We start from the raw sequence: 11,266 nt of genomic DNA on the forward strand, positions 1-11,266 counted from the left end.
CCCCGGGGCGCGGGAGCAGCGCGGATGGGCCCTGCGGCGGCGCCGCGGGCAGGTGCGCCGTCTGCGGCGTCTCCCGCGGCGGGCGGGGCGCAGGGGCGGTGCCTGCTTGGGGTTTCGTCGGGTCGGGCGTCGGATCGGGCGTCAGGTCAGGCGGGGATCGGCTTGGCTCCGGTGGCCTGGCCGATCAGCTCCTCGTAGACGGCGGGGTCGGTGGTGTGCTCGCCGAGCCGCACCGTCTTGCGGGTGCCGTGGTAGTCGCTGGACCCGGTGACCAGCAGGCCCAGGTCGGAGGCCAGGCCGCGCAGCCGGACCCGGGTCTCCTCGTCGTGGTCCATGTGGTCGACCTCCAGCCCGGCCAGTCCGGCCGCGGCCAGCTCCGCGATCACCCGGTCGGGGACGGTGCGGCCGCGCTTGACGGCACCCGGGTGGGCGAAGACCGGCACTCCGCCGGCTGCGCGCACCAGGCGCACCGCCTCGACCGGGTCCAGTTCGTGCTTCTGGACGTCGGCACGTCCGCCGTTGGCCAGCCACTCGGGGGTGAAGGCGTCGCTCACGGTGGCGACGACCCCGGCCTCGACCAGCGCGCTGGCGATGTGCGGACGGCCGACGGCGCCGCCGCCGGCGATCCGGCGCACCTGGTCCCAGCTGATCGGGGCGCCCAGTGCGCGGCACCGCTCCACGATCGCCTCACCGCGGCGGAAGCGGTCGGTACGGACCAGCTCGCGCTCCTGCGCCAGCGCGGGCTCCTCGGGGTCGAAGAGGTAGGCCAGCAGATGCATGCTGATGCCCTCCACCCGGCAGGAGAGCTCCGCCCCGGTCACCAGGGTGAGCGACCCCTCGGGGAGGGCGCGCAGTGCGGCCGCCGCCTCGGCGTGCCCGGCCACCGTGTCGTGGTCGGTGAGTGCCACCACGTCGAGTCCGGCGTGCACGGCGGCGGCGACCAGCTCGGCCGGGGTGTCGGTCCCGTCCGAGGCGTTGCTGTGGGCGTGCAGGTCGATGCGCACGGCTGCGGGCTCCTGACGGGGCTGGGGGAGTGGGCTGCACCAGGATAGCGCGACAGGTGGCGTCGATATGCCCGCAGGACGACAGTTATTACTGTAGTTTGCGCCACACGCCGAAGATCTTAAGGTCAATCCGCGGGATCAGGAAAGAATCCTCGGCGACAGGGCGCCGCACGGCAGCAGCTCCAGCTCGGCCCCGGCGTCCCGGAGGTCGGTGAGCACCAGCTCGTCGTACATCAGCATCCCGGACCGCTCGGGCCAGGCCACGGCCCAGATCCACAGGCCCATGGCCTCGCCGACGAAGACCGCCCGGTCGTCGGGCGTGCCGGGGACGTGCCACATCGGGGTGGGCCGGCCGGCGGCCAGCAGCTTGGCGTCGGCGGGGCGGTCGATGGCCAGTGAGCCGCCGGGGTCGGGGCCGGCGATCCCGGCGTACCTGGCGCCCAGGCCGACCCCCAGCTCCTCGGCCACCAGCACCAGCTCGCCGAACCCGCCCAGCGGGCCGGGGCCGGAGCAGGCGACGGCGGTGGCGCGGGCGCCCGACAGGTCGTCCCCCACATGGGCGATGCCGGTGTAGAGCCAGCCCACCGGCAGGGGCCAGGGCATCCAGACCGGCACCTGGGACCGGGCGACCGCCACCGCGAGCGCCTCGATGCTGGGCGGCACCACGGGTTGCAGCGGGTGCACCGCCCCGTGGGTGTCGCACTGCCAGGTGTCGGAGAAGAGGCCGGGGGCGCGGACGCGGCCTCCGCACCTCGGACAACTGGGCTCGCCCCTCATAGCCGTCAACGGTCCTCCGTCAGGAGGGGCACGTCAAGGACGATCACCCGACCGGGTCACGTGCGCGGCGCGATGGGGGAGAGTTGTGTAATGCAACCAGTGTAGCTAGCATTAATTAGCAGAGCTAAGAAAATGGAGGAGAGGTCCAGTGAGTACCAAGGCAGGGCCAGCCGGCGGGCACCGCGGCGCACAGACCGGGATCCTGCGCCAGCCGATGGCCGTCTGGGCCACCGCGGGTGCCGCCGTGGTGGCCTTCATGGGCATCGGCCTGGTCGACCCGATCCTGCCGTCCATCGCCAAGGGCCTGGACGCCACCCCGGGCCAGGTGTCGCTGCTCTTCACGAGCTACTTCCTGATCACCGCCGTGGCCATGCTGATCACCGGCTTCGTCTCCAGCCGGATCGGCGGCCGCAAGACCCTGCTGGCCGGTCTCGCCCTGGTGGTCGTCTTCGCCGCCCTGGCCGGCACCTCGGACACGGTGGGGCAGCTGGTGGGCTTCCGGGCCGGATGGGGACTGGGCAACGCGCTCTTCGTCTCCACCTCGCTGGCGGTGATCGTGGGCGCCGCGAGCGGCGGCAGCGAGTCGGCCATCCTGCTCTACGAGTCGGCGCTGGGCCTCGGCATGGCCTGCGGGCCGCTGCTGGGCGCCCTGCTCGGCAACGCCAGCTGGCGCTACCCCTTCTTCGGCACCGCCACCCTGATGGCCATCGGCTTCGTCGCCATCGCCTCGCTGCTCAAGGAGCAGCCCCGGCCCGCCCGCCGCACCGGCCTGGCCGATCCACTCAGGGCGCTCGGCCACAGCGGCCTGGCCACCACCGCCGCCAGCGCCTTCTTCTACAACTACGCCTTCTTCACGGTGCTGGCCTTCTCCCCGTTCGTGCTGAACATGAGCCCGTACCGCAGTGGAGGCGTCTTCTTCGCCTGGGGTGTGCTGCTGGCCGTCTTCTCGGTGCTGGTGGCGCCCCGGCTGCAGCAGCGCTTCGGGTCGATCCGGGTGCTGGGCACCTCGCTGGTGCTGATGGCCGCCGACCTGGTGCTGCTGGGCTACGGCTCGCACACCACGGCGATCGTTGCCACCATCGCCTCCGGTGCCTTCATCGGCATGAACAACACCGTCTACACCGAGCTGGCGCTGGAGATCTCCGACGCGCCCAGGCCGGTCGCCTCGGCCGGGTACAACTTCGTCCGCTGGTTCGCCGCGGCCGCCGCTCCCTATGTCGCTCCCAAGCTCCAGGAGCACTTCGACATCCACATGCCCTTCGTGGTGGCCGCGGTGGCGGCGGTGGCGGCCATGCTGGTCGCCGTGGTGCGGCGCGGGCACCTGCGGCGCGACGCCGTCCACGAGGAGCGGACGGTGGGCGCCCATGACCCGCTGGCGGTGGAGCTGGCCGCGCGGCGGCCAAGCTGAGGTTCCCGTCGGAAGGCGGTGGGGATCCCGCCGGAAGGTGCTGAGGGGAAGAGCAGCAGCCCCGCCACCGGGACCACGGTGGCGGGGCTGCTGCGACGCTGCTGCGGAGCGGTCGCCGTCAGGCGGCCGGACAGGGTCGGATGTAGAGACGCTCGCCGGTCGCGGCGGCGGTCTCGACCAGTTCCCGCACGGTGTCGGCGTCGGCGATGAAGCGGTCGGTGGCGACACCGTCGGTGTCGTCCAGTCGCATGATTTCGAAGCGCATGGGCCTCTCCCTTCCTGGCCTCTCACGAGGAGCTGGATGGTGCCGGCAAGGCTCCCCCCACGGTCACGGTGCCGTGCTACTGCTTCGTTGCGGTTGCCCGTCCGTAAAGTCCGGGTTTCGCATATCTTCTACCGCGAAGTAGGAAACGGCGACCTGAACGCGTGTGGGCGAGGGATGGAGCCAGGGTGTCCGTCGGTGTCAACGTGATGTGTGGGTCCGCTGATTCCCGAACACCTCAAATTTTATCCGGCCTAACGAAATCCTGCCGGTGATTTGTCGTAATCGCAGGTCAGACCGGTACCGAGGACCAGAAGTCCAGCAGCGCCCGGGCCGTCTCCAGGGGCCGCTCGGCGTTGGGCGAGTGTCCGGCACCGGGGACCACCACCCGCCGGGCGCCGAGCCGCTCCGCCATCTCCGACTGCCAGGCCACCGGCCAGGCGTAGTCACGGTCCCCGGAGAGCACCAGCTTGGGCAGCGGTGCGGCGGCCAGCTCGGCCACCCGGTCGGGCTCGCCGATCAGCTGCCGGGCCATGGCCGAGAGCGACTGGGGGACGTTGGAGACCCAGCGGCGGTGCAGGAAGTCCGCCACCTCGGGCGACGGAAGCCCGGGCTGGTCGCCGCCGGCCGCCTCCATCTCCCGCATCACCTGCCAGATGCCCTCCAGATCCAGCACCGTGAGGGCGTCCAGCAGCATCTTGGTACGGACCGCCTCGCTCGGATCGATCGCGGCCGGGCCGGTGCTCATCAGGGTCAGCGAACTCCAGGGCAGCGGGGTGCCCGCGGTCAGTACGGACTCGCGCACCACATATCCGCCGAACGAGTGACCGAGCAGATGCAGGGGCGTGCCGCCCGCCACCGCCTCGGTCAGCGCCAGCAGGTCCAGCCCCAGCTGCGGGAGCTCGTAGACGGCCTCGACGGCGGGGCCGCCGCTCTCGTACTGGCCCCGCTGGTCTACCGCCACCACCCGCAGACCCGCCGCCGACAGCGGCTCAAGCAGGGCGATGAAGTCCTCCTTGCTGCCGGTGAAACCCGGCACCAGCAGGGCGGTGGCCCGCACCGGGCCGTCGGGCAGCGCCTCCAGCGCCGCGAAGTCGCCGCGGGCGGTGGTCAGCCGGAGGGCTCGGGCGCAGCTGGGAAGGGCCACAAAGGGCGGCGTGCTCATCCGTCTCCGCCGGTCTCGAAGTGCATGTCGGGGGGAGCGGCAGCGCTCCCACCGTCATCATGCCCTGTGCGGGCCGTCTGTCCGGGAAGCGGCGGCCCGGTGCCGGACGCGCGTCGCCCCCTGTCACCGCAGCTGCGGTGACAGGGGGCGACCCGGTGTGCGTGTGCTGCTCAGCCCTCGGCGGGCGCCGCGGCCTCCCCGGCCGGACGGCGGGTGCGGCGCCGGCGGCGCGGCGCGCCGCCGCCCTCGGCGGCGGGCTCCGCGGCGGCCTCGGCGACGGGCGCCTCGGTCGCGGTTGCGGCGGCCTTGGCGGCGGAACCGCTGCCACGGGAGCGCCGGCGGCGGCGCGGGGCGGCGCCGCCCTCGGTGGCGGGCTCCGCGGCCTCGGCGGCGGGCGCCTCGGTCGCGGTCACCGTGGCGGCGTCGGTGCCGGCGGTGTCGGTGGCGGATCCGGCACGGGTGCGGCGGCGCTGGCGGGTGCGGCGGGGCCGCTCCTCCTCCGTACCGCCGGACTCGGCGGGGGCGTCGCCGCCGGGGCCGCGACGGCCCGGCCGCCCGCCCCGGGGACGGTCGCCGCCCCGGCCGCGCTCACGGCCGCGGCCGCCGGTCTCGCCGAGGTCCTCGATCTCCTCGGCCTCCAGCCCGGCACGGGTGCGCTCGGCACGCGGCAGGACGCCGGTGATGCCCTCCGCGATGTGCAGCTGCTCGTACAGGTGCGGGGAGGTGGAGTAGGTCTCCTGCGGGTCGTTGAACGACAGGTCCAGCGCCTTGTTGATCAGCTGCCAGCGCGGGATGTCGTCCCAGTCGACCAGGGTCACCGCGGTGCCGGAGGCCCCGGCGCGGCCGGTGCGGCCGATCCGGTGCAGATAGGTCTTCTCGTCCTCCGGGCACTGGTAGTTCACCACATGGGTGACGCCCTCCACGTCGATGCCGCGGGCGGCGACATCGGTGCAGACCAGCACGTCGACCTTGCCGTTGCGGAAGGCCCGCAGGGCCTGCTCGCGGGCGCCCTGGCCGAGGTCCCCGTGGACGGCGCCGGCGGCGAAGCCGCGGCGGGTCAGCTGGTCGGCGACATCGGCCGCGGTGCGCTTGGTCCGGCAGAAGATCATCGCCAGCCCGCGGCCGTCGGCCTGCAGGATGCGGGCCAGCATCTCCACCTTGTCCAGCGAGTGGGCGCGGAAGATGTGCTGGGTGACGGAGGCTACGGTGGCGCCCTCGTCGTCCGGCGCGGTGGCCCGGATGTGGGTCGGCTGGCGCATGTACCGGCGGGCGAGGCTGATCACCTGGCCGGGCATGGTGGCGGAGAAGAGCATGGTCTGCCGGCCGGCGGGCAGCATGGTGATGATCTTCTCGACGTCGGGCAGGAAGCCCAGGTCGAGCATCTCGTCCGCCTCGTCCAGCACCAGGGAGCGGACCTTGGACAGGTCCAGCTTGCGCTGGCCCGCCAGGTCCAGCAGGCGGCCGGGGGTGCCGACGACCACGTCGACGCCCTTCTTCAGCGCCTCCACCTGGGGCTCGTACGCACGGCCGCCGTAGACCGCCAGCACGCGGACGTTGCGCACCTTGCCCGCGGTCTGCAGGTCGTTGGTCACCTGGGTGCAGAGCTCGCGGGTGGGGACGACCACCAGGGCCTGCGGCGAGTCGGAGAGCTCGGCGGCGGTCGCCCGCCCGGCCTCGACGTCGGCGTTGACCACCACGCGCTCGATGAGCGGAAGGCCGAAGCCCAGGGTCTTGCCGGTGCCGGTCTTGGCCTGGCCGATGACGTCATGGCCGCTCAGTGCGACCGGCAGGGTCATCTCCTGGATGGGAAAGGGAGTGGTGATGCCGACGGCCTCGAGGGCTTCGGCGGTCTCGGGGAGGATCCCCAGGTCTCTGAACGTGGACAGGATGCTGCCTCTTCCGTGTGGGGGCCGGGAGCGAGGTCGGCGGGCGTCCGGCAGGCCGTCAGGCCCGTGGGACGCGCAACCGCGCCGGTCCCTGAAGCCTCCGGGGCGCCGCCGCTGCCGTACGGCGGCCGACGCGCCCGGTCCGCGGCGCACAGGGATACCGACCCTCGCGTGCACCGTGACCAGCCGTGCCGGCCTGTCGGCCGTGGCGCCCCGTGGCGTCGGGAGATTCCCGCGAAGAGCCCCGGCGCGGGACCGGCGCCGCACTCGGCGCGATCCGCGACGGCCCTCGCTCGGCCACTGAAGCGTTGTCTGGTCGGAGCCGATCGGTCCTCCGACCGGGCATCCGCGTACGTGAGTACCCACTGCTCGTATCGGGTGAACACGGCGGGCCTCACTACCACCATACCTGGCGGGCGCCAGCCACAGAGAGGGTCGTGCGTGACGCATCCGACAGACCGCCCCCGTCCGGCTGCTCCGCCGCAGGTCCGCGCACTACAGTGCGGAGGCATGGACACTCATGGCGAGGCCGCGCGCACAGCGGCCGACGACAGGGCCGGCACGGCGGCGGAGGCCGCCCACGAGTCGATCGGCGACTGGGCGGCCTGCTCGGCCGACCCCCACTACCGGGCCGCGGTGGTGGACCTGCTCGGCGCGCTCGCCTACGGGGAGCTGAGCGCCTTCGAGCGGCTGGCGGAGGACGCCAAACTCGCCCCCAACCTCGCGGACAAGGCCGCCCTGGCCGAGATGGCGGCGGCGGAGTTCCACCACCACCGGCTGCTGCACGACCGGCTGGCGGCGATCGGCGCGGACCCGGACGAGTCCATGCAGCCCTTCGTGGAGCCGCTGGACTCCTTCCACCGGATGACCGCCCCCGCCGACTGGCTGGAGGGCCTGGTCAAGGCCTTCGTCGGGGACGCCATCGCCGCCGACTTCTACCGCGAGGTCGCGGTGCGGCTGGACGACGACACCCGTGACCTGGTGCTGAGCGTGATGGCGGACACCGGGCACGCCCAGTTCGCCGTGGCCAAGGTGCGCACCGCCATCGAGCAGGAGCCCCGGGTCGGCGGACGGCTCGCCCTGTGGGGGCGGCGGCTGATGGGCGAGGCGCTCAGCCAGGCCCAGCGGGTGGTCGCCGAGCGTGACGCCCTCTCCAACCTGCTGATCGGCGGCGCCGAGGTGCGGGGCTTCGACCTGGTCGAGGTCGGCAAGATGTTCAACCGGATCACCGAGGCGCACACCCGGCGGATGGCCGCCCTCGGCCTGGCCTCCTGATCCGGCGCCGCCGGTGGCCGCCCCGCCCCGCCCGCCGCGCCGGACACCTCTGGGCGGCGCGGGCGGCGGCCGCCCGGACGGGACTCGCGGGCCCCGGCTCAGGCGGGCCGGTGGCTGTGCCGCCGGGACCTGCGGTCGGGGCGCACCCGGTCGGGCCGGGCCAGTACGGAGACCAGCAGACCCGCGGTGACCGCGCCGACGCCGGCGGGCAGTGCGGTGTGGTGCGGGCCCAGCGCGGCCCGCGCCACCAGACCGGCGACCACGGCGGCGACGCCGCCGGTGAGCACGGTGAGGGTGCGGGGCGAGGGGAAGTACCCGGGGAGGACCAGCGCGGCGGCCGCCCCGACGAGCAGTCCGACCGAGGCGAGGACGACGGTCTCCACGAGCATGGGTACCTCCTTGTGCCGCTCAGACGGGGCCGGACCGGCAATCGGCGCCAATCCGGTCACATGGGGTACTACCCAGCTACTCGCGGCGCTACCGCGATCGCGCGGAGTACTCCGCCGTGTCCGCCCCGGCGTCGCAGCCCGGTACGGGCACGGCGAAGGCCCCGCCCCCCGGATGCCGGGATGCGGAGCCTTCGCCGTACCTGTCAGGGCTCAGATGGTGCCGAAGCCCACCTTGCGCACCGCCTGCTCGCCGATCTCCACATACGCCAGGCGCTCGGCCGGGACGATGACGCGGCGGCCGTGCTCATCGGCCAGCGTGAACACCTTGGAGCCGCCCTCGAGGGCCTGTGCCACTGCCCGCTCGACCTCATCGGCAGACTGCGCGCTCTCGAGAACGATCTCGCGAGCCGCGTTCTGCACGCCGATCTTGACCTCCACGGCTTCCCGTCCCTCCGGGGTTGCAGCGTTCCTCGCGCGGGGGTTGGCGGAACCGCGGCTCCTCCGCGCCGTACGGCCCCACCTTAACCGGGCGAACGCCGCTGACGTGCGAGACCGCGACGACGGCCGGGCGGCAGGGCCCGGCTTCAGTCGCCCTGGGGGTCGCCCTCGTCCTCCGCCCTGGCCGCCGAGGAGCCGCTGCCGTGCAGCGGGAAGCCCTTGAGGCCGCGCCAGGAGAGGCTGGAGACCAGCCGTACCGCCTCGTCCCGCGGGATCTCGCCGGACTCGGCCAGCCAGTAGCGGGCGGTGACCTGGCAGGCCCCGCAGACCCCGACGGCCAGCAGCATCGCGGCCTCCTCGGGGAGGTCGGTGTCCTCCGCGATCACCTTGCTGACCAGCATCGCGGTCTCCCGGGTGACCCGCTCCACCCGCTCCTTGACCGCCTCCTCATTGGTGAGGTCGGACTCGAAGACCAGCCGGAAGGCCCCGGACTCGCTGGCGACATAGGTGAAGTACGCCTCGGTCGTCGCGGCCACCCGCTGCTTGTTGTCGGTAGTGGCCTCGAGGGCGCTGCGGATCGCCTCCACGAGGGCGTCGCAGTGCTTGTCCAGCAGCGCCAGGTAGAGCTCCAGCTTGCCGGGGAAGTGCTGGTAGAGCACAGGCTTGCTGACGCCTGCGCGCTCCGCGATGTCGTCCATGGCAGCGGCGTGGTAACCCTGGGCGACAAACACCTCCTGGGCGGCGCCGAGCAGCTGGCTGCGGCGGGCGCTGCGCGGGAGGCGTCCAGTGCTCCTGCTGCCTGGGCGCGGGCGCTCGTCCGTGTCCTGGATGGCCGTCACGGCGCTCCTCACATCACGGTCAACGGCTCGCGGTGACGCCGTCCGGATGCCGCAGGGCAGCCCGCGCGCCTTTGCAGCGGACCCCCTTCGGCCGGCCGGCGGCCGGGGCCGTGCGGTCGGTGCCTTTCAAGGTCCCCATCCTACTTTTGGGTAACCCGTCCTGCCCACGGTGGAGCGGAGAAAACCGCAGCTCTCCACTTGTGGGAAGACCACAAGCGGTACGGGGGCAGAACGCAGCGCACCGGTGCGCACCGGTCAGCGGTAGTCGTCCTCGTCCAGGTCGACCACCCGCCGCTGTTCGGTGGCGTCGGCGGGGTTGGCGTCGTAGCCGGCGCGGCCGGGGTCGGGTTCGTCGCGGTGCTGCCGCAGCTCCTGGTGCTGCTCCTGGGCGTCCGCCTCGGGCGCTTCGATGTCGAGTTCCGGGGCCTCCGCGTCCTCCTGGTCCGCCAGTTCCTCGATGTCGTCGGGGTCGGCGGGCGCCGGGGCCGCGGTCAGCGTCTCGCCGAGATCCCGGGCGTCGCGCGGCGTCGTGTCGGACATGGTGCCTCCCTGCGTGGGCCGGTGCGGCCGGGCCGGGCCCGGCCGCGCGGCCTGGTCCTTGGTGAGCACAGGAGAGCGTGCCCCGGGGTCCGCCCCGGCACACCGGTCCGCCGGGGGGCGCTGCGCCCGGCATCGCGCGGACCCCCGGACGGCGGCGGCGGGTGCTGCGTAGCATCGGGATCCATGACGGTTCACAGACAGATCCCGGACGACGCCCCCGGGCGCCCGTTGCGGACCGTGGCGGTGCCCGGCTGCACGCTGGCGGTCAGCTCGCTCGGACCGGGGAGGCCCGGGCTGCCGCCCGCCGTCATGGTGCACGGCCTGGGCGGCTCCACCCGGAACTGGGCCGACCTGATGGCCGAGCTGAGCGACGACGTGGACGCGGAGGCCGTGGACCTGCCCGGGTTCGGGCAGTCACCGCCGCCCGACGACGGCGACCTGTCGGTCTCCGGCCTGACGCGGGCGGTCGCCGACTGTCTGGAGATCACCGGCCGGGGGCCGGTGCACCTCTTCGGCAACTCGCTGGGCGGTGCGGTCGCGGTGCGGCTGGCGGCCCTGCGCCCCGATCTGGTGCGCACCCTGACCCTGGTCTCCCCGGCGTTGCCCGAGCTGCCGCCGCAGCGCAGCGCGCTGCCCACCGGACTGCTGGCGGTGCCCGGGATGCCCCGGCTGCTCACCCGGCTGACCGCCGGGCAGAGCGTGGAGCAGCGGACCGCCGCGCTGCTGGACCTGGTCTACGGCGATCCGGGGCTGATCCCCCAGGAGCGGCGTGCGGACGCGGTGGAGGAGTACCGGCAGCGGATGGAGCTGCCGTATGCGATGGATGTGCTGGCGCGCTCCGCCCGGGGCATCGTCAGGGCGTACACCGAGTGGGGCGGGCAGTCGCTGTGGCGGCAGGCCGAACAGGTCCCGGTGCCGGTGCTGCTGGTGTACGGGCTGCGGGACCGGCTGGTGTCGTACCGCAGCGCCCGGCGGGCCTGTCAGGCCTTCCCGGACGCCCGGCTGCTGGTGCTGCCGGACGCGGGGCATGTGGCGATGATGGAGCATCCGCTGCGGGTCGCCAGGGCGTTCCGTGAGCTGGTGGCCGAGGCCGGGCCGGGAGCGGCGCCGGCCGACGCGGAAGAGATGCTGACGGAACGTCAGCCGTAGACCCGGTGGCAGGTCCGCTCGGCGGGGCTGCCGGGGGCCCAGCGCCCCAGGCGGGTGCCCAGGTCGCAGAGGCCGGCGGCCCCGCCGCCGTGGGGGACGGGCTGCCGGGCGGTGCGATGCGGCGCCGGGGAGGG

At 73.7% G+C, this 11,266-nt stretch carries 12 protein-coding genes; 3 read left to right on the forward strand and 9 right to left on the reverse strand.

The genetic code is table 11. The features are described from left to right. Window positions 1-146 precede the first annotated feature (146 nt). Both AOK09_RS13700 and AOK09_RS13705 read right to left on the reverse strand, forming a co-directional pair. Window positions 147-1,004 (reverse strand): PHP domain-containing protein, encoded by an 858-nt coding sequence (locus AOK09_RS13700; RefSeq protein ID WP_055587451.1) that lies wholly within the window; start codon window positions 1,002-1,004, stop codon window positions 147-149. Between the two features lie 138 nt (window positions 1,005-1,142). Next, window positions 1,143-1,781: a DUF6758 family protein gene (locus tag AOK09_RS13705; RefSeq protein ID WP_055587452.1), complete on the reverse strand. Its 639-nt coding sequence runs from the start codon at window positions 1,779-1,781 to the stop codon at window positions 1,143-1,145. A 214-nt stretch (window positions 1,782-1,995) separates the two neighbouring features. On the opposite strand from AOK09_RS13705, the gene AOK09_RS13710 reads away from it, so the two are divergent. Then, the gene (locus tag AOK09_RS13710; protein WP_055587460.1) at window positions 1,996-3,189 is read left to right on the forward strand and encodes an MFS transporter; all 1,194 of its coding nucleotides are present in this window, start codon (window positions 1,996-1,998) and stop codon (window positions 3,187-3,189) included. Between the two features lie 118 nt (window positions 3,190-3,307). Here the strand turns inward: AOK09_RS13710 and AOK09_RS40795 are convergent, their stop codons facing one another. The 3 genes from AOK09_RS40795 to AOK09_RS13720 form a co-directional block, all read right to left on the reverse strand. Further along, window positions 3,308-3,454, reverse strand: a complete 147-nt coding sequence (locus AOK09_RS40795) for a hypothetical protein (RefSeq protein ID WP_169797027.1) — start codon at window positions 3,452-3,454, stop codon at window positions 3,308-3,310. A 289-nt stretch (window positions 3,455-3,743) separates the two neighbouring features. After that, window positions 3,744-4,616: an alpha/beta fold hydrolase gene (locus AOK09_RS13715; RefSeq protein ID WP_055587453.1), complete on the reverse strand. Its 873-nt coding sequence runs from the start codon at window positions 4,614-4,616 to the stop codon at window positions 3,744-3,746. A 170-nt stretch (window positions 4,617-4,786) separates the two neighbouring features. Continuing rightward, window positions 4,787-6,412: a DEAD/DEAH box helicase gene (locus tag AOK09_RS13720; RefSeq protein ID WP_055587454.1), complete on the reverse strand. Its 1,626-nt coding sequence runs from the start codon at window positions 6,410-6,412 to the stop codon at window positions 4,787-4,789. Window positions 6,413-7,012: 600 nt separating this feature from the next. On the opposite strand from AOK09_RS13720, the gene AOK09_RS13725 reads away from it, so the two are divergent. Further along, window positions 7,013-7,777: a ferritin-like fold-containing protein gene (locus tag AOK09_RS13725; RefSeq protein WP_055587455.1), complete on the forward strand. Its 765-nt coding sequence runs from the start codon at window positions 7,013-7,015 to the stop codon at window positions 7,775-7,777. Window positions 7,778-7,875: 98 nt separating this feature from the next. Here the strand turns inward: AOK09_RS13725 and AOK09_RS13730 are convergent, their stop codons facing one another. The 4 genes from AOK09_RS13730 to AOK09_RS13745 all read right to left on the reverse strand — a co-directional run bounded on the left by AOK09_RS13730 (window position 7,876) and on the right by AOK09_RS13745 (window position 9,983). After that, window positions 7,876-8,166: a hypothetical protein gene (locus AOK09_RS13730; RefSeq protein ID WP_055587456.1), complete on the reverse strand. Its 291-nt coding sequence runs from the start codon at window positions 8,164-8,166 to the stop codon at window positions 7,876-7,878. A 210-nt stretch (window positions 8,167-8,376) separates the two neighbouring features. Beyond that, on the reverse strand, window positions 8,377-8,604 hold the full coding sequence (locus tag AOK09_RS13735; RefSeq protein WP_055587457.1) for a DUF3107 domain-containing protein: 228 nt from the start codon (window positions 8,602-8,604) through the stop codon (window positions 8,377-8,379). A 146-nt stretch (window positions 8,605-8,750) separates the two neighbouring features. Next, window positions 8,751-9,443 (reverse strand): TetR/AcrR family transcriptional regulator, encoded by a 693-nt coding sequence (locus AOK09_RS13740; RefSeq protein WP_055587458.1) that lies wholly within the window; start codon window positions 9,441-9,443, stop codon window positions 8,751-8,753. 255 nt (window positions 9,444-9,698) lie between these two features. Then, the gene (locus AOK09_RS13745; protein WP_322973171.1) at window positions 9,699-9,983 is read right to left on the reverse strand and encodes a hypothetical protein; all 285 of its coding nucleotides are present in this window, start codon (window positions 9,981-9,983) and stop codon (window positions 9,699-9,701) included. A 183-nt stretch (window positions 9,984-10,166) separates the two neighbouring features. Between AOK09_RS13745 and AOK09_RS13750 the strand changes: the two genes are divergently transcribed. Next, on the forward strand, window positions 10,167-11,132 hold the full coding sequence (locus AOK09_RS13750) for an alpha/beta fold hydrolase (RefSeq protein ID WP_055587459.1): 966 nt from the start codon (window positions 10,167-10,169) through the stop codon (window positions 11,130-11,132). The last annotated feature ends 134 nt before the right edge of the window (window positions 11,133-11,266 follow it).

This window comes from Peterkaempfera griseoplana (genome assembly GCF_001418575.1).
GTDB classification, from domain to species: Bacteria; Actinomycetota; Actinomycetes; order Streptomycetales; family Streptomycetaceae; genus Peterkaempfera; species Peterkaempfera griseoplana.